The sequence below is a fragment of the Halomonas cerina genome (assembly GCF_014192215.1).
GTDB classification, from domain to species: Bacteria; Pseudomonadota; Gammaproteobacteria; order Pseudomonadales; family Halomonadaceae; genus Halomonas; species Halomonas cerina.
The window spans coordinates 74,947-99,282 of record NZ_JACHXP010000002.1; the positions used below are offsets into that span (position 1 = coordinate 74,947).

Consider the following 24,336-nt stretch of genomic DNA (forward strand, 5'->3'; position numbering starts at 1 on the left):
CGAGGAGACACCACCATGAACCTGCGTGAACGCGTGAACCCCCCGGAGAATCCCGAGGCGCTGCGGACGCCCTTGGGCAGTCGCGCACGGCCGGCCAGCCTGACCGGCGCCGAGCAGGAGTGCAAGCAGCGGCTCTTCCGCAAGCTGGTCAAGGTGCTCGACCTGTCACTGCTCGCCACCCTGGACGAGAAACAGGCCCGCCTGCAGATCCAGCAGGTCTGCGAGTCGCTGATGAGTCAGGAAGCCTTGCCCTTCAACGCCGGGGTGCGCCAGCGCATCGTCAGCGAATTGCAGGACGAGGTGCTCGGCCTGGGGCCGCTGGAGGGGCTGCTGGCCGATCGCACGGTGTCCGACATCCTGGTCAACGGCACCGGCAACATCTATGTCGAGCGTCACGGCCGCCTGGAACCCACCGAGCTGCGCTTCGACAGCGACCGCCACCTGATGACCATCATCGACCGCATCGTCTCCAGCGTGGGGCGGCGTATCGATGAGTCCTCGCCGATGGTCGACGCCCGCCTCAAGGACGGCTCGCGGGTCAACGCGGTGATCCCGCCGCTGGCCATCGACGGCCCCATGCTGTCGATCCGGCGCTTCTCGGTGGACCGCCTGACCGCCGACAACCTGGTGGAGATCGGCACCCTGACGCCGGTGGTCGCCCGGCTGCTGGAGGCCGTGGTGCGCTCGCGGCTCAACGTGCTGGTCTCCGGTGGCACCGGCGCCGGCAAGACCACCCTGCTCAACGTGCTGTCGGGGTTCATCCCCCATAACGAGCGCATCGTGACCATCGAGGATTCGGCGGAGCTGCAGCTCCAGCAGCCCCATGTGGTGCGCCTGGAGACGCGCCCCCCCAACATCGAGGGGCGTGGCGAGGTGACCCAGCGTGACCTGGTGCGCAACAGCCTGCGCATGCGCCCCGACCGCATCATCGTCGGCGAGGTGCGCGGCGGCGAGGCCCTGGACATGCTGCAGGCCATGAACACCGGCCACGATGGCTCGCTGACCACCGTCCACGCCAACACTCCTCGCGATGCCCTGACCCGCATCGAGAGCATGGTGGCGATGAGCGGCTTCAACCTGCCCCAGAAGCCGTTGCGCGCCCAGATCGCCTCGGCCATCGATGTGGTGCTGCAGGTGGCGCGCCACGAGGACGGCAAGCGTCGGCTGGTCAGCGTGCAGGAGATCAACGGCCAGGAAGGCGACATCATCACCATGTCGGAGATCTTTCGCTTCGAGCGTGAAGGGGTCGACCAGGAGGGCCGGGTCCTCGGCCAGTGCCGGGCCACCGGGGTGGTGCCGGGCTTCTACGACCACCTGCAGCGGCGCGGCATGGCGCCGGGGCTCGAGGTGTTCCAGTGCGAGGGAGGCGGGCCGTCATGGAGCTGAACCTGTCCGACGAGGCGATCTTCATCGGCATGGTGGCCATCGCCGCCTTCCTGCTGATGCAGAGCTTCATGGTGCCGACCTTCGGCGAGAACCGTCAGGCCAAGAAGCGCCTCAAGAAGCGCCTGAGCTCGATCCACGCCAACACGGCCTCGCCGGTGTCGCTGGTGCGACGTAAGTACCTGCGCGAGCTGTCGCCTCTCGAGCGACTGCTGGAGTCGCTGCCCGGCATGGCACGCATCGAGCACCTGGTGGAGCAGGCCGGCCGCGAGACCCCGGCCTACCGGATCGTACTGTTCGCTACCTGCCTGGGGGGGATCACCGGCTTGGTCGCGATGCAGCTGCTGCCGCATCCGCTGATAGGCGTGGCGATCGGCTTGCTGGTGGGGGCCTTCCCCTTCCTGCGGCTGTTGCGGGCCCGCGCTCTGCGTCTGGCGCGGTTCGAGGAGCAGCTGCCCGATGCCCTGATCATCATGGCTCGGGCGCTGCGGGCCGGTCATCCCTTCGCCGATGCCATGCACCTGGTGGCCGAGGAGATGCCCGAGCCGATCGCCGGGGAATTTCGCATCGTGTTCATGGAGATCAACTACGGCGGCGACGTGCGTACCGCCATGAGCGGTCTTCTCCATCGGGTACAGAGCGTGACGGTGATGGTGTTCGTCACCTCGGTGCTGATCCAAAAGGAGACCGGCGGCAACCTGGCCGAGCTGCTCGACGGCCTGGCCGCGGTGGTGCGCGATCGTTTCCGCTTCCAGCGCAAGGTCCGCACCCTGTCCGCCCAGGGGCGCATGGCGGCCTGGATACTCTCGCTGCTGCCCTTCGTGCTGGCCGCGGTGCTCACGGTGGTCAGCCCCAACTTCATTCCCATGCTTACCGGCGACCCCACCGGCCGCCAGCTGGTGATGGTGGCCTTCGTGATGATCGTCTGCGGCATTCTCTGGATGCGCCGGATCGTGCGCATCGACGCCTGAAGGAGGGCGCGTCATGGATATCCTGAACCAATTGATGAATAACCTGGTGAGTCTCGCCGCCGACCCTGAGGCCATCCAGCTCGGCTTCGCGGCACTGCTGGGCCTGACCGTCTTCGCCCTGATGATCGCCCTGCTGCTGCTGATCATGGGCTTTACCGACCCCCTGCGGCATCGCCTGCGTGGCCTGGAGCCATCGACCACCGAGGTAGCCGTCGGGGGAGCCTCTGCCCATTCTCCTTCAACCAGCACGCCTTCCGCCTGGCAGCAGGTGCTGGGGCCGGTAGGGGAGCGCCTGCTTCCCGACGAACAGGCAAAACGCCAGCGCGCCGCCGAGCGCCTGCGTCATGCGGGCATCCGGCGCAGCGGGGCGCTGAACACCTTCTATGGGGCACGCCTGGCCCTGACCGTGCTGCCGCCTCTGCTGATCCTGTCCCTGGTGGTGCCCTTCGTGCGTATTGCGCCCCAGCTGAGCCTGCTGATGGTGGTGGCCTCGGCCATGATCGGTTACTTGCTGCCGGGCCTGTGGCTGGATCGAAAGATTCGCCAGCGCACGCAGCAGCTGCGCCGCGCCCTGCCGGATGCCCTGGACCTTCTGGTGGTGTGCAGCGAGGCGGGCCTGGGCCTGACCATGGCCATCCAGCGCGTCGCCCGCGACCTGGAGGTCAGCCATCCCGAACTCGCCGACGAACTCAAGCTGTTCGGCATGCAGATCCGCGCCGGCATGGACCAGCGCGGCGCGCTGCGCGACCTGGAAGAGCGCACCGGCGTCGACGATATCCGCGGTCTTGTGACCACCCTGCTGCAGAGCATGCGCTTCGGCACCAGCATCGCCGCCACATTGCGCCTGTTCGCCGTGGAACTGCGCGACAAGCGCACCCAGGAGGCCGAGGAGAAGGCCGCCAAGGTGAGCACCAAGATGCTCTTCCCGCTGATCTTCTGCGTGTTCCCCAGCTTCTTCGTGGTGGCCCTGGGGCCGCCGCTGCTGGGGGCCATGGCCGCCCTGGCCGGAACCGGACGCTGAACGAGCGCATCACGAGATGACTCGCGACTTCGAGCTCGCGACGTCGAACAAGGAGTACAAGACATGATCAACAAGGTTCGCCTTTCCGCTATCGCTGCCGCCCTGGGGCTTGGCCTGTTCATGACCGGGTGTGCCTCGACTCCCCAAGGCGGGAACGAGGCCTACAGCGCCCTCTACGATGGTGGATCCACCACCGCCTACGGCACGGCCTTTCCCGTCGCCACGCCCGAGGAGGCCTATCGCAACGGCGATGCCGCGGCGTCGGCCGGCGACCTGGATCGGGCCCTGTTCGAGTACATCCGGGGGCTCAAGCTGGACGACAGGCCGCGGCCGGATGCCCTGTTCCGGATCGGTGCCATCCATCATGACCGCGGCAACTACCGCCTCGCCGACCTGGCCTATCGTTGGGCCCTGCGTGTCGACCCGAAGCATATCGCCGCCGGTACCCGGCTCGGCGAGGTGCTGCTGCATCGCCGCCAGTACGCCCAGGCCGAGGAGCAGCTGCGTCCGATCCTGGCGAGTGGCAAGGCGCCGTGGCGGACCTACAACGCCATGGGCATCCTCGCCGACCTGGAGGGAGACTATCCGCAGGCCCAGCAGTACTACCAGCAGGCGCTGGCAAAGAATCCCGGCTCGCCGCTGGTGCTCAACAACCTGGGCTATTCACGCTATCTGAACGGCGACCTGGCCAGTGCCCGCCAGGCCCTGCGCGAGGCGCTGAGCAGTAATCCCAACTACGAGCTGGCCTGGCGCAACCTGGGGCTGGTGCATGCCCGCCAGGGCGATTACGAGTACGCGGTCGAGGCGGTGGGACGTGACGGCGAGCGGGCCGAGGCCTACAACGACGTGGGCTATATCGCCATGCTCGACGGTCGCTACGACGAGGCGTTGAGCTTCTTCGAGCAGGCCATGCATCTCTCGCCGACCTATTACGCCACCGCCAGCGAGAACGCCCGCAACCTGCACAGCATGCGGCGCCGTTTCCCCAGCGCCGTGAATGACGAGTGACAAGGGAGGTCGACCATGAAGATCGGATCGCGTCGCCATCAGGAAGGCTCCGAGACGGTGGAGTTCGCCATCTCGGCGACCCTGCTGTTTTTGCTGCTGTTCGGCATCATCGAGTTCAGCGTCGCCCTGTTCGACAAGGCGACCCTGACCAACGCCAGCCGCGAGGGGGCAAGAACCGGGATCCTGTTCCGGCCAGCCCCTCGTGACACTACCGTAGGTGGGGCTGAGGACGCCGCCATCGAGCAGGCGGTCCGCGACTATGCGGAGCAGTATCTGATTTCCCTGGGAGGGGAGCCGCCGGACGGTATGGAGGTCAGCATATCGCGTTCCGATGCCAGCATGTCACCCGGCAGCAGTGTCACCGTGACGGTCGATTATGCTTATCAGTTCCTGTTGCTACCGGGCTTCGTCGCCGGTCTGGGCGATTTCATCGACCTCTCGGCCACTACCGTGATGAGGGCGGAATGATCATGAAGACACGGACTCGTTACTGGGCTTGTCATCCTCCTGTAGTGCCGCGACGCCAGCGCGGGGTGACCATGGTGCTGATGGCGGTGGCACTGTTCATGCTGCTGGCCTTTACCGCCCTGGCGGTGGATGGTGGCAACCTCTATGTGGCGCGCAACGAACTTCACAACGCCGCCGATGCCGGCGCCTTGGCCGGGGCTCGCTTCCTGTATGTGGAAGATGGGTCACAGGTCAATGACGGCACTCAGCCCTATGACGGTGTCAATTACAAGAGTGCCGATGCCTGGGCAACGGAAGCGGCCCAGTCCAACGACAGCCAGAATGAAACCGTCGAAGTGGTGCGCGTCCGGCGTGGCCACTGGAGCTTCACCGATCGCACCTTTACCTACAACCCCTCGGTGGACCCTGTGGATCTGGCCGGCAAGACCACCCAGGAACTGGACCTCGACCCCAACTTCATCAATGCGGTGGAGGTGGTGACCGCTCGGGATCAGACACCGGTGGAGGCCTTCTTCGGTCGGGTCCTGGGGTTCGACGGCTATGAGGCCTCGGCGCGTGCCGTCGCCTATATCGGCTTTGCGGGTAAATTACGCCCGGAGGATGTCGACCAGCCCATCGCCATGTGCCGGCAGGCCCTCTTGGATGGCGATGAGTATGCCTGCGATGTGGGGCGTTTTATCCCCGAAGGCGATCAGACCGGTGGCTGGACCAACTTCGAACATGACCAGAACGGTGCCAGTAATGCAGATGAATTGCGCGATCTTGTCAATGGTGATGGAAATCCCAATGAAATGCGCTTCGGCGAGGATATCTCCACCAACAACGGTCAGGTACAGTCGGCCTTCAAGGCATTCTATGATCGGTGGGAAGCGGAAACCGGCAAGCAAACCCTTTGGAACATGACACTACCGGTGGTGGACTGTACCGGTGGTATCGCGCCCAGTAACCCGCTGGTGGGAGCAGTGAATCTCAATGTTGTCTGGGTCGTCGACAAGGACAACAAGATCAACGATGACGCACCGCGGCAGATGGAGCTGCCACCCGATGACAGCGATGGTGTCTCCCCGGGAACATGGACCAATAATGATCCCGACGGTGTGACGCGCTGGGACGACTTCGTCAACACGATGAACATCAGTGGTCCGAACCTGGGTCTGGCTACCTACGCCAATGATGGTTGGCGGCAGAAGAGCATCTACTTCCTGCCCAGTTGTTCCTACCATGAGCCCAAGGGCAACACCGGCGGCGAGAACTTCGGCATCCTGGCACAGATTCCGGTGCTGGTGGATTGAAGGACCCTGCCCGGCAGATGTCCAGAACAGGCCGCCGCCCTCGATAGGGCGGCGGCTTGCCTCGTGCGGATGGCATGACGGATGGCGAAGTCGTCTCGGATTGACGTTGTGTCGGACAGTGAAAGGAACAAGTGAAAGGAGCGGTCAGCCGCTCAGCGTTCGGGACCCGCGGCCCACAGCGGCCGCATCAACGCTGCCGTATCAACCTTCGGCGTCGAAGGGGGCACGAAGTCGAAGGGCTCGTCATGCCGGAAGAGGGGCGTCTCCCGCGGCTTGTCGAGGCTCAGGCGGTAGCGGGAGGGGGGGAGCCCCACGTAGCGCTGGAAGATTCGGGTGAAATACGAGAGGTCGCGGAAGCCCACGGTGAAGCACACGTCGGTCACAGAGGCCTTGGGGTTGGCCAGCAGGCGCATGGCCTCGGCGATGCGGCGATGCTGGAGATACTCCTGGAAGGTCACGCCGGTCAGCTTCTTGAACAGCCGGCTGAACTGGAAGGTATTGAGTTCGCACAGTTCGGCGACCTCGGCCTGGGCGATCTTGCGGTGCAGGTTCTGGTCGATATACGCCAGGGCCCGGTCGAGAAGAGGTTGCTGGCCCCCGCTGCGCTGACAGCGCAGGCGCGCCTCGGGTGGCATGGCATTGTCGATCGCCGGCATCCGGCGGGGGGCCGGTGCGCCGGCCCCGGGAATCCGCACGCTGCGCAGGCTGGCGATGACCTCCAGCAGCCTCGAGGTGTCCACCGGCTGCACGAAGTAGTCCCACACGCGGGCGCGGAAGGCCCAGACGGCCAGGCGCTCCGAATGGGCCTGGGTGATCATCAGCAGCGGCACCGAGGTCACCTCCTGCTTGATGCGGCGCAGATCGGTCAGGCCCTGCCAGTCCGGGTAGTCGAAATGCAGGCAGCAGACCACCGGGGGCCGATGCTGCATCCTGGGAATCGGGTCCTCTCCCGGCTGCACGAATTCGACAGGATAGCCCTGTCGCTTCAGCACCTCGACATAGTCGCTATCGAGGCTCTCCTGAAGGTTCCTCAGCACGATCAGTACATAATCCTGTACCTGCATCACCATGTCCCCCTGGTGTCCCGGCCGGTATTACGATTCTAATATCAGTAAATTTTTATTTAGATATCTTTTGTTTATATCGCTCGATGGATGTCGCATTGTCTGTATGTGCAGGACGTCTGAGAGTGTGCCATCCAATATAGTATGAATTTCATGATAAATTTTTGGTTTTTTCTAATGCAGATATCATACCTTTGTACTGTTCTTGGCACTTTTCCTGTTACAATAACAGTGGTTTAGGCGCACAAAGATACATAAAGCACTGTTCTTTTATATATAGTTACATTACTTACATAAAATTACATATATGCTTCGACAAGCTTAGCCGCAATGCAGGCGTTTGCAAAGCACTGAGCATGAAAAGATGGCTGATACCTTCCCCTGAGCCGCCACGCTTTTCAAAGCAGACGCGAGCATGAGATGAAAGGCGACCCGAGGTCGTCGAATCGCCCATTGGTAGGTGCCCCGACAGGAACCACTGGCCAGGCCATCCCCCCGCTACTAGGGGTCTGCTAGAATGCGCGCCTTCGACGCCAAGACAACGACCGACGGCGAGGTGACATGCAGTCCAACCCTGACCTGGTAGTGATCGGCGCCGGTGCCGCGGGCCTGATGTGCGCGTTGACCGCCGGCTACGCCGGCAAGCGGGTGCTGGTGCTCGACCATGCCAGCAAGGCCGGCAAGAAGATCCTGATGTCGGGTGGAGGCCGTTGCAATTTCACCCACCTGGCGTCCACTCCGGCGCATTTCTTCTCCCGCAACCCCGCCTTCTGCATCTCGGCGCTCAAGCGCTATCGCCCCGAGCACTTCGTCGAGCTGGTCGAGCGTCACGGCGTCGAGTACGTGGAGAAGGCCCCGGGGCAGTTGTTCTGCGCCGACTCGTCGAAGGAGATCCTGCGGGTACTGCTGACCGAGTGTGACTGGGCCGGCGTGGAGCTGCACCTCAAGACCCGGGTCGAGGCCATCGAAAGGGTGGGGGAGGGCATGCGCTTGACCACTTCCCTGGGCATCCTCGATACCGGCGCCGTGGTGGTGGCCACCGGCGGGTTGTCCATTCCTACCCTGGGCGCGAGCGGCTTCGGTTACGATATCGCCCGCCAGTTCGGCCTCGAGGTCACCGCGACGCGGGCGGCGCTGGTGCCCTTCACGCTGACTTCGCAGTGGAAAGCCCGTGCCGAGGCGCTGGCGGGGGTCAGCACCGAAGTCGCCGTGCGCTGTCGCAACGGCCACTATCGCGAACCGATGCTGTTCACCCATCGCGGGCTCTCCGGGCCTGCCATGCTGCAGATCTCCAGCCACTGGCAGCCCGGCGACAGCCTGGCCATCGATCTGCTGCCGGCGACCGATAGTGTCGCGGCCTTGGCCGCCGCCCGTGGTGAGACCCCGAAGCGGCGTCTTTCCTCCTGGCTCGGCGAGCGGCTGCCTCGGCGCCTGGCGCAGGCGCTGGTCGAGTGGCACGGCGGTGACGGGGTGCTGGCCGAGCGCTCCAATGCCGATCTCGAGACCTGGGCCGCACGACTCCACGACTGGCGGATCAAGCCGGCCGGTACCGAGGGCTGGCGGACCGCCGAGGTGACCCTGGGCGGGATCGATACCCGGGCCCTGTCATCGAAGACCTTCGAGGTCCAGGGCCTGCCGCAGCTGCGCTTCATCGGCGAGGTGCTGGACGTGACCGGCGAGCTCGGTGGCCACAATTTCCAGTGGGCCTGGGCCTCCGGCGTGGCCTGCGGCCTGGCGCTCTAGCGTATTCTTTCGCCTCAACGCAGGCGCTGAGCCAGCTCCTGCCACAGGGCCGCATAGGCACGGGCGGCGGCGGTGCGAGGGGCGAAGCAGGGCAGGGGGGCTCGCTCGAGCCCCATCCGTTCGACGACGCTCGCCGAGGGGATCACGGTGGAAAGCATCAGTGGCCACTGCTCATGCATGTTCGCCATCACCTCTCGATGCAGTACCCGCCGCCGATCGGCGAGGGTGATGAATGGCCAGAGGAGGCAGGCGATGTCGTGGTCGTCGAGGAAGACCTGCAACTGCTGGAGGGTGCGCAGTGACAGCACCGTGGGGACCACCGGCACCAGCAGGGCATCGACGCTGGAGAAGATGCTCTCGGACAGGTGCGAAAGGCTCGGCGGGCAGTCGAGGATCACCAGATCGTAGTCATCGCGCACCGGCTTGAGGATCTTGCGCAGGTGGCTGTTGCCGCGCTTGGCCAGCAGCTGATCCATCTCCCTCGATGCCAGGGCGGCGGGCAGCAGGTCGAGGTGGTCGACGTCGGTGGCACGGATCACCTTGTCGAACGAGGACTTGCCCTTGACCAGCTTCTCCACGCCACCGCGGATGCGCGGCTTGGCCTTAAGATAGAAGCTGGTAGCCGCCTGCGGGTCCAGGTCCCAGAGCAGCACACGCTGACCGGCCCCTGCCGCCTCCGCCGCCAGGTTGACGGCCGAGGCGGTCTTGCCGACGCCCCCCTTGATGCTGTAGAGCGCCAGCATGCGCATCGAGCCCCCTTTCGTGACGATGTCATCGAGTCGTTGATGCCGGTTGCCGTTCAGCCTTCCCGGGAGGGGGTAGGAATGGCGGGAAAACGCGGCGGGTGCGCTTCCATGAAGGCATGGCAGGCGCGCAGGATGCGCACGTCATCATGCTTGCCTCCGGCGAGTTGGAAGCCGACCGGCAGTCCCGTGTCGGTGAAACCACAGGGTACCGAGGCCGCGGGTTGCTGGCTCAGGTTGAAGGGGTAGGAGAAGGGCGCCCATTCCTCCCAGTCCCGCATGCCGCTGCCCGGTGGCACCTGATGGTTGATCTCGAAGGGAGAGATCGCCACCGAGGGGGTCATCAACAGGTGATAGCGCTGGTTGAAGTGCTCCAGCTGTTCGGTGAGGCGAGCGCGGCTGGCCAAGGCACGGAAATACTCCACGGCGGAGAATGCCTCGGCACGCTTGGCGTTGTCGACGAGTCCCGGGTCGAGCTGCTGGCGCTGGGTCTCGTTGCACTGTAACCAGAGCTCCAGCGAGACGGTGAACCATAGCGTGAGGAAGGTATCGATGGGCGATTCGAAGCCGGGATGGATCTCGGTCACCTCGGCCCCCAGGGCCTCGAGCTTCTCGGCGGCCTCACGCACCCGCAGGGCGACCTGCGGGTCGACCTCGGCATAGCCGAGATCCGGCGAGTAGGCGATCTTCAGTCCTTTCAGGCCACCGTCCAACTCGACGCCCCAGTCGTCGGGCTGGCCGCGAATGGCGTAGGGGTCGCGATAGTCGTAGCGGCCGATGGCGTTGAGCATGCGCACGGCATCTTTCACATGGCGCGTGAGCGGGCCGATGTGTGACAGGGTCGGCTCCTTGGCCGGTGGCCATTGGGGTGTCCAGCCGAAGGTGGGCTTGAAGCCGAAGGTGCCGGTGAAGGCGGCCGGAATACGGATGGAGCCGCCCGAGTCCCCGCCTTGATGCAGCACGCCCATGTTGAGCGCCGCGGCCACCGCCGCCCCTCCGGAGGAGCCCCCGGGGGTGAGGCGGGTGTTCCAGGGATTGCAGGTGGCACCATGGAGTCGGTTGTCGGTGACGGCTTTCCAGCCGAATTCGGAGGTGTTGGTCTTGCCCAGCAGGACCGCGCCGGCCTCGCGCAGACGCGCCGCCGGCGGCGCATCCTGCTCGCAGGGGGCGTCGGAGGTGGTCAGCGATCCTTGCCGGGCCGGCATGCCGGCCACCTCGGTCAGGTCCTTGAGGGTCACGGGCACGCCATCGAGCTCGCTCAGTGGCTGGCCCTGTCCCCAGCGTCGCGCCGAGGCCTTGGCGGCCTGCTCGGCGCCTTCGGCATCCACATAGGTGAAGGCATTGACCGCGCCATCGAAGCGCTCGATGCGTGCCAGGGCGGCCCGGGTGGCTTCCAGGGGGGAGGCCTTGCCAGAACGGTAGAGTTCGGCCAGCTGGCCGGCATCCATGAGACCGAGATCCGTATCGCTCATCATGCCTCCATGGGCACTCCTTCGAGGCGGCTGGTGGGGGCTCGTCAGTCAAGCAGGCGCTTGACCGCCTTGTAGGCCACGGCCACCGTGCTCAGGTGCTGTACCAGCTGGCGAATATTGCGCGGGCGCCTCACGCCGCGGTAGAGCAGCACCCCACCGGCGGTCAGCAAGGGGACCTTGTAACGCATCAGCTTGTGCCAGCCCGCGTCGATGGCCCCCCCGGCCATCTGCCACTGGTCGGCCGCCACTAGCAGGTCCACGCGCTGTTGCTCGATGAGGTGCTCGAGTTCGGCCTTGTGGCGCTGACGGTCACGGCGAGTCACGGCGGGTCTCCACCAGTTCGCGGTCGGTGGCCAAGTGCTTCAGGGTGCTGACCAGCAGGGTGCGTCGCCGAGCCAGGTGCATCACCCGCAGGGCGAGCAGCAGGCCGCTGCCCAACAGCACCAGGGCGCTTGCGCCGATGGCGGTGAGGCGGTGGGTCTCCCAGAAGGCGACGATCACCAGCGTGGTGAGCGTGCCGATCCCCAGCAACAGCAGCACCAGGCTCAGGCCTGCCAGCAGTAGCAGCCCCACCAACCGCGCACGCTCCTCCTCGAGCTCCAGCACGGCGAGACGCAATCGCGTCTCGCCGGTGGCCAGCAGGCTGTGGAGAAGCCGCTTGCCGGCACTGAACAGCCGCTGAGCCGGTCCCTGGCTCGCCGACATCAGCGACGCCCGATCAGCATGCCGATCACTACCCCGACGCCGGCGCCGATGCCGATGCTGGTCCAGGGGTGATCATGGACATAGCGATCGCAGGCATCGGCCTGTTGGGTCACGGTCTCGCGGGCATCACCGTAGAAGCGTTCACCGCGGGCCTCGAGCCGGGCGCGGGTGTCGCGCAGGCGCTGTTCGGCGCGTTGGCGCAGCTCCTTGATGTTGCTGCGCGAGTCATCGGCGGTGGCACTGACCAGCTCCTCGATGGTCTGGGTCAGATTATGCAGGTCCTCCCTGAGCTGCTGCGTGGACTCACTGGTGCGGGAACGCGGGCCGGATTCATTGCCCGGGATGGGGTGCATGGCCATCGGGTCTTCCTCTGACGGTGAATGACAGGATCAGCATAGCAGCCGCCCGAGTGACTTCAATCCATCCCCCTACCGATACGTCATGGTCCTGGGTACCGTCGTCAATGTTCGAGGGTGCCCGGGGAAAACAGGGGGTTGAGGCTGAAGCCCAGGCTCAGGCGTTGGCTGTTCTGGTCGTAGTCGATCAGGCTCTCGCCATAGCCGTGATAATACTGCACATGGCCGCGGACGGTGCCGAAGATGGGCCAGGAGTAGTCGAGCTGAGCGCCGAGGTGGCCTTCTTCGGGGTTGCCGCGCATCAGCAGGCTCAGCTCGTTGTCGCCGTTGATCTGTCGGGCCACGGTGATATCGCCGTAGCCCAGGTAGTTGTGGATATCGGGATTGTCGTCCTCGTCCTCGGACTCCGGGATACGCCAGTGGGGAGCCAGGACAACGGCCCAGTCGTCCTTGACGAAGATGGACTCCAGGATCAGGCGATTCCAGCTGCGTGACAGGGGATCGGAGCGGCCATTGGACTGGTGGTTGAAGCCCAGACGATTGTTGATGTTGGTCCAGCCGAACAGCGACCAATCGGTGTCGAAGTCGAGGAAGGCCTCCGGTTCGTAGTTGGTCTCGCGGAAGGGGGAAGAGGCATCGGCATTGTAGGCCTGCCACCAGCTGCGCTGGGTGTAGGCGAAATAGAGGTCGCCGCCGAAGTCGCCCAGCAGGTCCTCGACCAGGTTGAACTTGGCACTGAACTGGAACTTCATCTCGGCCCGGTCCAGCGAGCCGTCGCTGATGTCGCGGAACGCCTGGTTGTTGGGGCTGGCGTTGTAGCTGATCGGAAGCCAGTAGTTGCGGCGATGGGTGGTGATGGCGAAAGGATTGCGCTGGGATTCGCGTTCCAGCTGGCGACGTTCCGCCACGCCATCCTCCAGCTCCTGGCCGTCGTCATCCATGGAGAGCCCCGTGGCCTGGCGCTCGCTATCTTCGTCGGCGGCCAGTTGGCGCTTGAGCTCGCCCAGTTCCGCCTGCAGGACCTGGATGCGTGACTCGATGGCCTCGCGCTCTGTCTCGCTCAGTGCGTCTGCCGCCAGTGGAGCCGCCATCAGCAGGCAGCCGGCCAACAGAGGAAGTGGGAAGGGCTTCATGATCGCGCACCGTGTGGAGGGAAAGGGGTAGGGGTGAAAAGGCCGTTTCTAGCATGCCGCGGTGACAAGTCAACCGTGGCACCGTGGAGATAAGGGGCATTGCCTTGGCCCCGAGGCGGACCGACAATCGCCGCTGACCATCATAACCGAGACCATCATGTGAGTGTTCTCCATCGCCCAGGCCGCCCTCGAGTTCCTCGTTATTTGCTGAGTTACCTCCCGGTGCTGGGCCTGATCGGTTGGCTTCTCATCGTCGGGGTGGCCTCGGCTCAGGTGCCCGCATTGCGCGAGGAGGCGATCTCGGCGCTGTCCACCCGGGAATCCATCGAAACCCGGCTGGAGGAGCGCCGCGCGGCAGCGGGCGAGACACCCGGTACCGCCGCGCAGCAGGACATCGAGGCTCTCCAGGCCACCCTGGATGGACTCGATAGGCTGCAGGCGGTGGAGGAGCAGCTGGACGCGCTGGAGGCCCGTGTCGCGCAGGTACCCGAGGAGGTCGAGCGGCTGGAGCGTAACCTGGATAAGGAACAGCAGCAGGGTACCGGAATCGATGTCGAGACGCTGGAAGGGCTCTCCCTGGAGGAACTCGAACATCGACAGCGAGAGGCCAGTGACGAGCTGTCGCGGCTGCAGGACAGGCTGGCCCGGGTCGAGACCCGGCTGCTCGGGGCCCAGACCCTGCCCGAGCGCGCCCAGCAGGCCATCGGCGAGGCGATGCAGGCCGCCGAGGCGCATCGTCGTCGCCTGGAGGAGCTGGAGAGTCAAGGACTGGCGGAAGACGCGCCGCAACGCCTTCGGCTCGAGGTCGAGAAGCGGCTGGCCGAGGCGAAGATCCGCCTGCACCGACGCGAGCTCGCCACCAATACGCGATTGCGTGAGCTGGATCAGCAGCATCACGACCTGCTCGAGCGCCGGATCGCCCGTCAGGAGGCACGGCTCAGCCTGCTCCAGAGGGTGATCGATCATAAGCGTCGGACCCAGTCGGAACAGGCCGTCGCCGAGGTCACAAGAGAAACGCCTCAGCAGGACAGCGGGCATCCGGTGGTCAGTCAGGCCCGCCAGATCAACCGCGAGATGAGCCTCGAGCTGCTGCGGGCCACCAATCGTGCCACCGATCTGGAGCGGGAAGGACGCGACGTGCGTCGCCAGCTCGACCGGGTCCACCAGTTGCAGCGCAGCCTCAACGAGCAGATCGAGGCGGTACGCGGCAGCACCCTGCTCTCTCGGATCCTGCGTGAGCAGCGCCAGTCGTTGCCCCAGGTGGAGGCCAGGCGCGACCTCCAGGACGAGATTGCCGACCTGCGCCTCAAGCAGTTCGAGCTGTGGCGCCGCCGCGAGGCGCTGCGCGACGGCGAGGCCCTGGCGCGGCAGCGCCTAGAGGAAGCCGATGCCGTGACGACACCCGCGGTGATCGAGACGCTGCAGGAGATCTACCAGGCTCGTCGCGGGCTGGTCGAGCGACTGGAGGAGACCTACGGCGAGCTGCTCAGCGCCGGCATCGAGCTGCAGCTCAACCAGCAGCAGTTGCTGGACCTGGCCCGTGAGCTGCGTTCCACCATCGACGAGCAGCTATTCTGGGTCGCCAACGCGCGGCCGCTGGACCTGGCGTGGCTTCGGCATCTGCCGGAAAACCTGGTCGTGGAGTGGCAGGAAGGGGAGTGGCGTCAGGCACTGCCCGTGCATTGGCGCCTGCCGGATGCCGGAGCACTGCTGGGGGGACCGGTACTGTTGATGGCCCTGGGGCTGCTGGGGTGTCGACGGCGCCTCAAGCGCTACCTGACGCGACTGCATGACGAGATCGGCCGCCTGCGACAGGATACCCAGGGCCACACCCCCCTGGCCGTGGCGATCAACGCCCTGCTGGGGCTTCCTGGACCGCTCGCCTTGCTGGCCGTCGGGATCGCGCTGCGGGCAGGCGGCACTGGCCTGGCCATCGATGTGGGCCAGGCGCTGCTCCATCTGGCCCTGACCTGGGGCGTCATCGCCTGGGCGCGACGCCTGCTGGTGCCCGATGGCGTCGCTACCCGTCACTTCTACTGGCCCTCGGCCTATGTCGCACGGCTGCGCTGGTGGCTGCTGTGGCTCGGTGTGGCGCTGATTCCGGTGCTGTTGATCGCGCCGCTGGCCCGCGGGACGGCCATCACGCTCAGCCAGCGGCCACTGGCCCTGGCCATCCTGCTGGCCGGGTTGTTGTCGCTGAGCCTGGTCCTCGTCCGGCTCATCCTGGCGCACACTCCCTTCTTCGGGATCAGACTGTTCCGGCTGATGCTGGGGCTGGTCCTGGCGATGGTGCCGCTGGTGCTGGCAGGCTTGATCGTCTATGGCTTCGAGTACACGGCGCTGAGCCTGGTGGGCCGCTTCGTGATCACCCTCTACCTGCTGGGGCTGTGGATCCTGGTGGAGGCGACGGTGGTGCGTGGCCTGGCCGTGGCGGCACGTCGCCTGGCCTATCGTCGCGCCCTGGCGCGCCGACGTGCCCAGCAGCAGGAGGAAGCGGAGGCGGGGCCCGAGGTGATCGAGGAGCCGCCGCTGGACATGGAGCAGGTCAATCAGCAGTCGCTGCGGCTCTCCAAGCTGGTGCTGATGGGGGGCCTTTTCCTGCTGCTCTACCTGGTGTGGTCGGACCTGCTCGCGGTGCTGGGCTATCTCGAGCGGGTGGCCCTGGTCGATTCGCCTTCCGGCCAGGAGAACGCGCTGGTCGGCAGCATGGTCTCGGTGGCTGATCTGTTCACCGCCCTGCTGATCGTCGTCCTGACCCTATTCATGGCCCGCAACCTGCCGGGCCTGCTGGAGGTGATGGTGCTTTCGCGCCTGGAGCTGAAACAGGGCAGTGCCTACGCCATCACCTCGCTGCTCTCCTATGTCATCGTCGGGTCCGGCGTGGTGGCGGCCCTGGCCACCCTGGGGGTGTCATGGAACAAGCTGCAGTGGCTGGTCGCCGCCCTGGGGGTGGGGCTCGGCTTCGGGCTGCAGGAGATCTTCGCCAACTTCGTCTCGGGTCTGATCATCCTCTTCGAGCGGCCGGTGCGCATCGGTGACACCATCACCCTGGGCAACCTGACCGGCACGGTGAACCGTATCCGCATTCGGGCCACCACCGTGACCGACTTCGATCGCAAGGAGATCATCATCCCCAACAAGACCTTCGTCACCGACCAGCTGATCAACTGGTCGTTGTCGGATACCGTGACCCGGGTGGTGCTCACCTACGGTGTGGCCTACGGCTCGGACCACCACCTGGTGCATCGTCTGCTGCACCAGGCGGCCGAGGAGAATCCGCGAGTGCTGGCCGACCCCGAGCCCCAGGTGTTCTTCATGGCCTACGGCAGCAGTACGCTGGACTTCGAGCTGCGTATCTTCGTCAATGGCCTCGTAGACCGGCTCTTCGCCACCGACGAGATCAACGGGCGGGTCGGGGAGCTGTTCGCCGCCCACGGCGTCGAAATCGCCTTCAATCAGCTCGATGTGCGACTGCATCGCGCCGATGGTGCCCGCGCCCATGTCTCGACTCCGGCACGTGCGGGGGCGGAGCCACCCCTCCACTCGCCACCGGGAGACCCCGGCGATCTCGATACGGGCGATGGGGGAGAGCCTGGACGCTGAGGCGCGTTCGACCGGGTTCGGCACGACTGGGTTCAGCGGCGCCGGGCGTGGAGCAGGAACTCCCGGTTGCCGTCGCCGCCGAGCAGGGGGCTGGTCTGCCAGTGCAGTACCTCGAACCCACAGCACTCACAGCAGGCGCGGATATGCGCTTCTACCTCGGCGTAGCGGGCGGGGTCGCTGACCAGGCCGCGGGCATTGACGCCTTGCGGGCCGACCTCGAACTGGGGCTTGACCAGGCTGAGCAATTCGCCTTCCGGCGGCAGTAGCGCCGCCAGCTCGGGCAGGATCAGGGTCTGGGAAATGAACGAGACGTCCATCACCGCCACGTCAGGCCCGGGGGCACCTTGGGCAGCCAGGGCCTCCCGCAGGCGCGGGGCCTTGGCCATGGCGCGGGCATTGAGGCCTTCCAGGCAGGTGACCCTGGGGTCATCACGCAGCAGAGGATCGAGCTGGTCGTGCCCCACCTCCACCCCTATCACGTGGCGGGCACCAAAGCGCAGCGCGCAGTCGGTGAAGCCACCGGTGGACTGACCGACATCCAGTAGCACCCGGCCGTCGAGCGACAGGTCCCGGGTCTCGAGCAGGGCCTCGAGCTTGAGACCGGCCCGGGAGACGTAGCGCTCTTCCGGGTCTTCCTCCACCGCCAGCGGAGTATCCTCGGCGAGCTTTTCCCCGGGGCGGGTCAGCGCCCGGCCATCGTCGCTGCGTCGTACCCGGCCGTGATGGATTAGCCGCTGGGCCCGGGTGCGCGAGCGGGCGAGTCCTTGGGTGACGAGCAGTTGGTCGAGGCGCGGCATGGACTCAGGGACCCTCGTCGGCCTGCAGGCCGGTCGGTGGGATGCGGTCGGCTCCCCAGCTGCGATGGATATAGCCGATCACCCGGTCGAGTTCCTCCTGGGTGATCTCGGCAAGTTCCCCGCGCTCCAGCGGATCGTAGTGGAAGATATATAGCCGCGAGGCGAGCTGTTCGAAGGGCAGCGAAGATTCGCCGAAACGCTCACCGTGATCGGCCGTGCTGACCTTGATGCCGTCCCCCCAGTCCTGGCCGCTGTCGTTGTTGGGGTTGAAGAAGTAGACCCGCATCACGTCATTGGGGTCGAGGTTGACCCGCAACAACGTGATCGCATGCCAGCCGATGAAGCGGGCCGCGCTGTCGGTGACGGCGATACCGGCGGGTTGGGGATGGATCAGCGGCTGATTGCCGTTGTAGAAGGGGTGGTAGCTGGCATAGAAGTGACGCAGGAAGTCGTCCACGTCATGGAGGTGGCCGGTGGTCACGTCGACGTTGATGCGAAAGCCGCGTCCGGCCCACCAGCCATGGAATTCCGGGTTGACCCAGCGATGAGGGTCACCCTCGCGACCGGCGCAGCGTCGCCCCATCTCGGCATAGATGCGGTCCAGATGCGGCACCACGATCAGCGAGACCGGATCGAGGTCCATGGGCAGGGTCTGGGCCACGCCGGAGAGGCTCGCCATGGAGGACAGGGGCATGCCCTCGAAGTGCATGATGATCTCGTCATCCCGCGCGGCCCACGTCACCATCTGCAGCAGATAGTCCGGATCGTTGTAGGCCCACATGGAGAGCGCCCGGGCCGACTGGCAGGTGGGGTTGTTGCCCTGTCCCACGCCCAGTGGCAGGCCAAGCATGCACAGTACCCCTTCCAGCAAGCGTGCCCGGGGCGAGATGCTCTCGCCGAAGGCCAGGTTGAGGCGTGCCTGGGACCACTGGGAGAGGGTCAGGCTCAGCTGGCGCCAGAGCGCCGGTGCCACCGGGGGCTGGTAGAGGATGCCGCGCTCGAGCGTCAGCGCCAGTCCGTAGGCCGCCTGAGCCGTGGCGGGGTAAACCCCGCCACGGATCAGGGCGTGGACCAGCTCGCGATAGCACATCAGGCAGTCGCGCCCGGTCGAGGAGAGACCCAGGGCCTCGGCCAGCAGGTGGTCGCTGTGGTCCAGCAGGTGGCGCAGCAGCACCGGGTGGTAGGCCGAGACCAGCCCCGTATCGTGCATGGCCCGGGCGAAACCCGTGGCCTCACCCTGCAGGGCGGCGGTATCCATGCTCGACAGTCGGTCCCGGTAGACCTCGAGCCCCGGGTCCTCGCGGCAGGCCCGGGTGGTGCCGAACAGCGAGCTGACCAGCCGATCGGCCCCCTGGCCGCTGATCCCCAGGTCGATCTCGGGGTTGGTCTGGCAGATAGCGATCTGGGTGATCATCTGTTTGACCGGATCCGTCTGGATCGGGCGCTGCTCGAGGATGCGCCAGATCTCCTCGATCAGCTTGTCGATGATATGTTCATAGCCGATACGCTCGGCGAGGTGTCGAAACAGGTTCCTCGGCAGCTGCGCCAAGCGGCCCTGGGTCTCGCGTTCGGCCTCGGTGGGTGCCCCGAAGAGCAGCCACAGGTTGATGGCCATCACCTGGGTCAGATAGTGATGAGCCTGCTCCTGCGAGACCTGAGGATGCAGGTAGTCTCCCTTGGCCACGGCCAACAGCCGCAGCTCGCTGAGGGCCTCGATCACGACCGAGTTGGGGTCGGCGCTCTTCAGGGCATGGGTCGTCAACGAGGGGACCAGGTACTGGGGCGTCGCCCAGTCGGAGCCCTGGAAGACCCCGGCTTGCTCCATTGCCTGGGCACGGGCTTCCAGAGCGGCAGCGCCGTCAGGCTGAAGCAGTACCTGGCGTGCGGTTTCCAGCACCTTGGGTAACGCGCCGGGCTTGAAAAAGGTCGGCGCCTGCGAAAGCAGGCGCACGTCATCATCGAGCTTGGCCAGCAGGCCGTCGAGCTTGTCATCCCCGGGGGGGAATGCGCGATTGTCAGTCGTCACGAGGACTCCCTTCACCTGGAGGTATGCTCAGAGATTATACATGGAAGTCGAGCTCTTCCTGGTGCTTCAGCAGATCACGGAGACCTTGATTAGGGCATCGCGGCGATATCTGACGCGTACCGAGCTCACTTGCTTGGCTTCAAATGAGAATCAGTCCCTATGTGCGATTGCCCTGCTTGTCGCCGACCCCGGCGGCTGTTATAGTGCGTGTCACTCGACAAGTGCCTGATGCAGCATCGAGTTTTGATGTGATGCCGAACAATGGCAGGCATCTTTTATGGTGGCCCCGTCGGTCCTCCCGCAACGCTAAACCGCAAACCCCGCCAGGCCCGGAAGGGAGCAACGGTAGTGGTGGATGCGTGTGCCGGGATGTGGCTGTCGGGGCCGCCTCCATTCGTACTGTTCCATTCGTACTGTTCCATGGTCTGTCGGCGCGAGATTGACATGTTTCGGGATAGGATGGAAAGTGAATGAATGAGCATATACGATCCCGACCCCCATGATGACAGCGCGCCAGGCGAGTTGGTAGAACGGCTCGACGCCGCCATCGAAGGGCTTGCCGCTGCCAATGCGAATGGGGGGGTCTCGCCCGTTTTCGAGGTTCTCGATCCGGCTCGGGACTTGATGTTCGATGCCAAGGGGCTAGACGTGCTCTACGCACGCGTTCCGGCACTCGAAGCTGCCGGTTTCTTCCGTGGCAGCGACTGGGATCATCCCCAGACGCTGGTGCCTTCCTTGGCCTTCCGTACAGTGCGCTATGGCGACCCGGTAGCCACCGTGGTTGAGAGCCTGAGCCAGATTCGCCTGCTGGCTGTCGCCAGGGGCGATTATCTGCATCCCTCGGTCTCTGCGGAGCACGCTCATCACTTCCTTGCTCAGGTGATGGCCATGAATCTCGATCTCGTGGTCAGCGACCTGCAGGAGGGCGACCGTCTGCGACCGGACGGGCTGGGATACGCCGTACAGAATCTTTATCACTACCTGCTTGAGCACCTGGGCTACGAAAATCTTCTCGAGCATCTGGTGGCCGAGGTGTGGCGAGTTCTGGCGCAACGCCCGGTGCAGGTCGATGGCGTCAAGCACATGGTGACCCAGATCGCCGCCTGTCTGCACAAGCCAGATGCGGTGGTAGGCGAGGTCGGGGAGGATGCGTCGCAACTCATCGATGCCGTGTTCAGCCCCACGCAGGGCTGCCGTGAAGACCCCGGGTTGGATGTCTACGCCGAGCGGATTGCGGCCATGGACGACGCGACGCTGCTGCAGGAAGCCATCGCCTTCGCACAGGCCATGCACAACACCGGTCTGGTATCGCCTTATATGCCAGGCTTCATACGTTACCTGCGCACCCGCTGGAACGCCTTGATCCCGACCGCCCTGGGTCTCAGCTACACAGGCGCAGACGCCTTTCACTGTTACCCGGCATTGATTCACAAGCTGATCGATGAAGCCCTGTTTGCCGAAACCAGCCAGGCTACCTATGGTCTCGCCATGATGCTCGAGCGGGGCATCCTTTACTCACCGCCAGTCGCGCCGTCACTATGGCGCCAGGTGAGATTGACCCTGTGCGACGCCGCCGCACAGAAGATCGTTGAGGTCTTCGGCACCCGACACTCTCCGGAATGTTTTTTGCTTGCCGACGTCCTCAACGTGCTCGGCCGTCCGCTGGGTGTGGGACAGGGCAATTATCCCACCTGTCAATCGACACGTGCCTTGTCAATGTGGGCCTACAATGCGCCAGATGTACTGCTTCGTAACGTGGCCTGGGCGGCACGCGACGACGAGGTCATCATGCGTTTCGAAGGCGATAACATTTCCTCACGGGAGCTCGGGGCCGGTCTGGCAAGCGAGCCGCCCGTGGATGTGGACGCCGTCTCGCTGCTGACCGTCCCCCATCTCGATCGCATCTACTTCGAGATGGGGCGCCGCAGCGCCGGGCGCGGAGAAGATCCGCACAAGTGGGTCAATGCTGAGTTCCATGGGGATCAGGTCGGTCATGGGTTTCGTATCGCCGTCGATGTTTTCACGGGCGGGCTGAAGGATTTCGAGGGCTTCATCCGTGACTTCTATGCGGCCTACCATCCTTTCTACAATGGCAACCTCCCGGTCATCAATCCGCAACCTGCAGGTATCGCCGTGACCGACAGCGCCACACGCTTCCTCGGCTGGCATGCGATCACGATCCAACGCCTTGCCCTTGATCCGAGCCGGGACATGCGCGTGTATTTCTTCAATCCCAATAACGACAGTGGGCAAGACTGGGGACAAGGAATCGTCACCTCGACCCAAGGCCATGGCGAGCTTTACGGGGAGGCTTCACTGCCCGTTGCCGAGTTCGCCGCGCGGCTTTACGTCTTCCACTATGATCCTCTCGAGAAGGGCGACCCGGCCGAGGTCCCTGCCGATGAGGTATACAGAGCCATGCGCCTGGCTCAAGAGAGCTGGGCGATGGGGCGATAGCCAAGATCTTCTCGGTTGTTTGGAAGCCAGCGGCTCCGGGGCTGTCGTTTTCCATTCTTTGGTAGGTAAGCTATATTGGTTTGAGTGGCTGGGTCATGTCGGTTGAGCGTATCGGCCCTTCGTGAGCTTTCACGTGGCGTTGTGTATTGCTTGCGCTGGGCCATGGGAGCCATCTGAAACGACGATGTCTGGCGGTTCAGTCCATCGAATACGCCCCGACCTGAGTGCCAATTTTCCGCACAGACCGTAAGGAGCACATCGAATGTCGATAACATCAGAAACTCCCTTGTCTTCGGAGCTTGCAGCCTGGGTCGATCAGACACTGGACTCGGTTCGCGGAACGGAAGCTCCCAAGGATCCAAAAAAAGGCTATATCGCCCTGCTTGGCTGGAGCCTCAATGCCGTCAAGGCGGCGCAGAAGTTTGACCGTCGCTACGTGGTCGTTGCGCCCGAATGGGCGACGGATTTCTGCAAGGCAAACAAGATTCCCTTCATTGCCTGGGATTTCATACGTCTGAACGATCGATCCATGGAGATCGCCGAAAGACTTAAAGAAGAGGGCGTCGATGTCGCCATCCCCCTGTTCGAGGAAACCGTCGAATGGTCAGGCGCGATCAACTCCGTGCTGATGGACAGCCCTCGCATGTACGGGCAATCCATCCTGTTTCGCGACAAGGCGCTGATGAAGCGCCGCGCCCAGCTGGGTGGCATTCGCGTGGGGATCTTCGAGGAGGCACACGAGAAGGAAGACGTCGTTCGCTTCATGAAGCGCGTCAACCAGACGCTGCTCAAGCTTGACGGCGACCCCGATGACCCGATTCACGTCAAGGCATTCGACAAGGCCGGCTGCCTCGGTCATCGCATGATCCGCAAGATGGAAGAGATCGAAAATATACCGGATGAAGAGTATCCATTGTTGATGGAAAGTCACCTGGACGGCTGGGAGTTTGCCGTCGAGGCCTGGATCCACAATGGCAAGATAAAGTTCTTGAATATTTCCGAATACGTGACATTGGGCTATTCGGTATTCGTTCCCGCCACCAAGGAACTCGAGAGCTGGCGCGATGCCATTACCAAGCAGATCGAGAAGTTGATCAAGACGTTCGATATCCAGTTCGGCCTGATTCATCCCGAGTACTTCGTGACGGCAGACGGCGAGATGTATTTCGGCGAGGTCGCCTATCGTCCACCCGGGTTCAAGGCCTTTGAGCTCATCGAGCGCGCCTACGGATTCAGTGCCTATCAGGCATCGATGCTGGTTTTCGATCCCAAGAGCACCAAGAAGGAAGTCGATGAGTTCTTCCCCCGTGAAGTGGTCGATGCGAAGGGCTATGCCGGTTGCTTTGGCGTATACCCGAGACGCCGTGTCGTCAGCAAACTGGAGATGCCCAAGGAAACCATTGAGCACCCGTATTTCGACTATCACGAGCTGGTCGCGCCAGTCGAGGAGACGGTTCCGGATCGTTCGGCCTTCGGTACGCACTGGGGCCTTGTGTTCTTCTTTGGTGACGATCCAATCAGGATGCGGGATCTGCTCAAGGCCCAGGAGGAGCTGGACTTCTATGTCTAGTGATTCGGTTCATACCGTCTCTATCCTAGGTTGCATCCAGGTTAAATGTTGACTGCTGGCAGGGCTTGAGCCCTGCCTATGTATGAAGTATGAACTGCCGTCCTGGACAGCAACCCCCGCCAGGCCCGGAGGGGGAGCAACGGTAGCGGCAAAGACGTGTGCTAGATGCGGCTGTCGGAGCCGCTTCCCTTCCGGATCCATCCCCCTGGTTTTCCTTGACCTACCTCGGCGATTTCCAAGGGAATTGCTGCCGTGGATTCACGGCGTTTTTTCTCTTGTCCAAGCACTTGGATAGGATCGTTGGGTCAGCGTTGACGGAGTGCCGCCCTGCGTTGCTCCAGGCAAAGGTGGCAGCAGATCTTCCGATCTGCCAGTACAGGCTCCTCGCCTAAGAACTTCTTTCACAACCCATTGGGCATAAGGCTTTTCCGTCGACAAGACCCGAAGTGTCGGACCATCACGAGGGCGCTGTAAACCCCTCCCTGGGCGCTACCTTTGCCATCCATGGCAAAGGACCCTCGCTT

General features: G+C 64.3%; 19 protein-coding genes and 1 other RNA gene. 11 read left to right on the forward strand and 9 right to left on the reverse strand.

Annotation, left to right across the window (positions count from 1 at the left end; translation table 11 throughout):
* The first annotated feature begins 15 nt into the window (after positions 1-15).
* The 6 genes from FHR94_RS02345 (at position 16) to FHR94_RS02370 (ending at position 6,143) form a co-directional block, all read left to right on the forward strand.
* Complete coding sequence (locus tag FHR94_RS02345) at positions 16-1,386, forward strand: TadA family conjugal transfer-associated ATPase (protein WP_183324012.1); 1,371 nt, start codon at positions 16-18, stop codon at positions 1,384-1,386.
* Complete coding sequence (locus tag FHR94_RS02350; RefSeq protein ID WP_183324013.1) at positions 1,377-2,354, forward strand: type II secretion system F family protein; 978 nt, start codon at positions 1,377-1,379, stop codon at positions 2,352-2,354. The genes FHR94_RS02345 and FHR94_RS02350 overlap by 10 nt, the downstream gene beginning before the upstream one ends.
* A 13-nt stretch (positions 2,355-2,367) precedes the next feature.
* Positions 2,368-3,375: a type II secretion system F family protein gene (locus FHR94_RS02355; protein WP_183324014.1), complete on the forward strand. Its 1,008-nt coding sequence runs from the start codon at positions 2,368-2,370 to the stop codon at positions 3,373-3,375.
* A 63-nt stretch (positions 3,376-3,438) separates the two neighbouring features.
* A complete protein-coding gene (locus FHR94_RS02360; protein ID WP_246389792.1) occupies positions 3,439-4,383 on the forward strand; it encodes a tetratricopeptide repeat protein in 945 nt (314 codons plus the stop codon).
* A 15-nt stretch (positions 4,384-4,398) separates the two neighbouring features.
* A complete protein-coding gene (locus tag FHR94_RS02365; RefSeq protein WP_183324015.1) occupies positions 4,399-4,851 on the forward strand; it encodes a TadE/TadG family type IV pilus assembly protein in 453 nt (150 codons plus the stop codon).
* Positions 4,852-4,922: 71 nt separating this feature from the next.
* Positions 4,923-6,143: a TadG family pilus assembly protein gene (locus FHR94_RS02370; protein ID WP_246389793.1), complete on the forward strand. Its 1,221-nt coding sequence runs from the start codon at positions 4,923-4,925 to the stop codon at positions 6,141-6,143.
* A gap of 152 nt (positions 6,144-6,295) precedes the next feature.
* Here the strand turns inward: FHR94_RS02370 and FHR94_RS02375 are convergent, their stop codons facing one another.
* Complete coding sequence (locus FHR94_RS02375) at positions 6,296-7,207, reverse strand: helix-turn-helix transcriptional regulator (protein ID WP_183324017.1); 912 nt, start codon at positions 7,205-7,207, stop codon at positions 6,296-6,298.
* 561 nt (positions 7,208-7,768) lie between these two features.
* Here FHR94_RS02375 and FHR94_RS02380 point away from each other — a divergent pair.
* Entirely contained in the window at positions 7,769-8,950 is a 1,182-nt protein-coding gene (locus FHR94_RS02380) for a BaiN/RdsA family NAD(P)/FAD-dependent oxidoreductase (RefSeq protein ID WP_183324018.1), read from the forward strand.
* A 14-nt stretch (positions 8,951-8,964) separates the two neighbouring features.
* Here the strand turns inward: FHR94_RS02380 and FHR94_RS02385 are convergent, their stop codons facing one another.
* From FHR94_RS02385 to FHR94_RS02410, 6 genes are all read right to left on the reverse strand, one after another.
* On the reverse strand, positions 8,965-9,699 hold the full coding sequence (locus FHR94_RS02385; protein WP_183324019.1) for a ParA family protein: 735 nt from the start codon (positions 9,697-9,699) through the stop codon (positions 8,965-8,967).
* A gap of 50 nt (positions 9,700-9,749) precedes the next feature.
* A complete protein-coding gene (locus tag FHR94_RS02390) occupies positions 9,750-11,165 on the reverse strand; it encodes an amidase (RefSeq protein WP_183324020.1) in 1,416 nt (471 codons plus the stop codon).
* A 44-nt stretch (positions 11,166-11,209) separates the two neighbouring features.
* Positions 11,210-11,488: a YqjK family protein gene (locus FHR94_RS02395; RefSeq protein WP_183324021.1), complete on the reverse strand. Its 279-nt coding sequence runs from the start codon at positions 11,486-11,488 to the stop codon at positions 11,210-11,212.
* Positions 11,475-11,870 (reverse strand): phage holin family protein, encoded by a 396-nt coding sequence (locus FHR94_RS02400; protein ID WP_183324022.1) that lies wholly within the window; start codon positions 11,868-11,870, stop codon positions 11,475-11,477. Before FHR94_RS02400 ends, FHR94_RS02395 begins: the two co-directional genes overlap by 14 nt.
* Entirely contained in the window at positions 11,870-12,223 is a 354-nt protein-coding gene (locus FHR94_RS02405; RefSeq protein ID WP_183324206.1) for an ElaB/YgaM/YqjD family protein, read from the reverse strand. Before FHR94_RS02405 ends, FHR94_RS02400 begins: the two co-directional genes overlap by 1 nt.
* Positions 12,224-12,330: 107 nt before the next feature.
* On the reverse strand, positions 12,331-13,359 hold the full coding sequence (locus tag FHR94_RS02410; protein ID WP_183324023.1) for a phospholipase A: 1,029 nt from the start codon (positions 13,357-13,359) through the stop codon (positions 12,331-12,333).
* Positions 13,360-13,563: 204 nt separating this feature from the next.
* Here FHR94_RS02410 and mscK point away from each other — a divergent pair, with 204 nt between their 5' ends.
* The gene (gene mscK, locus FHR94_RS02415) at positions 13,564-16,962 is read left to right on the forward strand and encodes a mechanosensitive channel MscK (RefSeq protein ID WP_246389794.1); all 3,399 of its coding nucleotides are present in this window, start codon (positions 13,564-13,566) and stop codon (positions 16,960-16,962) included.
* A 32-nt stretch (positions 16,963-16,994) separates the two neighbouring features.
* Here the strand turns inward: mscK and FHR94_RS02420 are convergent, their stop codons facing one another.
* Together FHR94_RS02420 and FHR94_RS02425 are read right to left on the reverse strand one after the other, a co-directional pair.
* Positions 16,995-17,759: a TlyA family RNA methyltransferase gene (locus tag FHR94_RS02420; RefSeq protein ID WP_183324024.1), complete on the reverse strand. Its 765-nt coding sequence runs from the start codon at positions 17,757-17,759 to the stop codon at positions 16,995-16,997.
* Positions 17,760-17,763: 4 nt separating this feature from the next.
* Positions 17,764-19,785 (reverse strand): hypothetical protein, encoded by a 2,022-nt coding sequence (locus FHR94_RS02425; protein WP_183324025.1) that lies wholly within the window; start codon positions 19,783-19,785, stop codon positions 17,764-17,766.
* Positions 19,786-20,072: 287 nt separating this feature from the next.
* Here FHR94_RS02425 and ffs point away from each other — a divergent pair.
* The 3 genes from ffs (at position 20,073) to FHR94_RS02440 (ending at position 23,812) form a co-directional block, all read left to right on the forward strand.
* An RNA gene (ffs, locus tag FHR94_RS02430) (signal recognition particle sRNA small type) lies at positions 20,073-20,169 on the forward strand.
* A gap of 90 nt (positions 20,170-20,259) precedes the next feature.
* On the forward strand, positions 20,260-22,242 hold the full coding sequence (locus tag FHR94_RS02435) for a hypothetical protein (RefSeq protein WP_183324026.1): 1,983 nt from the start codon (positions 20,260-20,262) through the stop codon (positions 22,240-22,242).
* 262 nt (positions 22,243-22,504) lie between these two features.
* The gene (locus FHR94_RS02440) at positions 22,505-23,812 is read left to right on the forward strand and encodes an ATP-grasp domain-containing protein (RefSeq protein WP_183324027.1); all 1,308 of its coding nucleotides are present in this window, start codon (positions 22,505-22,507) and stop codon (positions 23,810-23,812) included.
* Positions 23,813-24,336 lie beyond the last annotated feature (524 nt).

Bases quoted from the DNA above. Each gene is read 5' to 3' on its own strand.
- FHR94_RS02350 (WP_183324013.1), top strand. From the start codon at position 1,377: ATGGAGCTGAACCTGTCCGACGAGGCGATCTTCATCGGCATGGTGGCC.
- FHR94_RS02370 (WP_246389793.1), top strand. From the start codon at position 4,923: ATGGTGCTGATGGCGGTGGCACTGTTCATGCTGCTGGCCTTTACCGCC.
- FHR94_RS02365 (WP_183324015.1), top strand. From the start codon at position 4,399: ATGAAGATCGGATCGCGTCGCCATCAGGAAGGCTCCGAGACGGTGGAG.
- FHR94_RS02440 (WP_183324027.1), top strand. From the start codon at position 22,505: ATGTCGATAACATCAGAAACTCCCTTGTCTTCGGAGCTTGCAGCCTGG.
- FHR94_RS02360 (WP_246389792.1), top strand. From the start codon at position 3,439: ATGATCAACAAGGTTCGCCTTTCCGCTATCGCTGCCGCCCTGGGGCTT.
- FHR94_RS02435 (WP_183324026.1), top strand. From the start codon at position 20,260: ATGAGCATATACGATCCCGACCCCCATGATGACAGCGCGCCAGGCGAG.
- FHR94_RS02385 (WP_183324019.1), bottom strand. From the start codon at position 9,699: ATGCGCATGCTGGCGCTCTACAGCATCAAGGGGGGCGTCGGCAAGACC.
- FHR94_RS02375 (WP_183324017.1), bottom strand. From the start codon at position 7,207: ATGCAGGTACAGGATTATGTACTGATCGTGCTGAGGAACCTTCAGGAG.
- FHR94_RS02405 (WP_183324206.1), bottom strand. From the start codon at position 12,223: ATGCACCCCATCCCGGGCAATGAATCCGGCCCGCGTTCCCGCACCAGT.
- FHR94_RS02420 (WP_183324024.1), bottom strand. From the start codon at position 17,759: ATGCCGCGCCTCGACCAACTGCTCGTCACCCAAGGACTCGCCCGCTCG.
- FHR94_RS02345 (WP_183324012.1), top strand. From the start codon at position 16: ATGAACCTGCGTGAACGCGTGAACCCCCCGGAGAATCCCGAGGCGCTG.
- FHR94_RS02390 (WP_183324020.1), bottom strand. From the start codon at position 11,165: ATGAGCGATACGGATCTCGGTCTCATGGATGCCGGCCAGCTGGCCGAA.
- FHR94_RS02355 (WP_183324014.1), top strand. From the start codon at position 2,368: ATGGATATCCTGAACCAATTGATGAATAACCTGGTGAGTCTCGCCGCC.
- FHR94_RS02410 (WP_183324023.1), bottom strand. From the start codon at position 13,359: ATGAAGCCCTTCCCACTTCCTCTGTTGGCCGGCTGCCTGCTGATGGCG.
- FHR94_RS02400 (WP_183324022.1), bottom strand. From the start codon at position 11,870: ATGTCGGCGAGCCAGGGACCGGCTCAGCGGCTGTTCAGTGCCGGCAAG.
- FHR94_RS02380 (WP_183324018.1), top strand. From the start codon at position 7,769: ATGCAGTCCAACCCTGACCTGGTAGTGATCGGCGCCGGTGCCGCGGGC.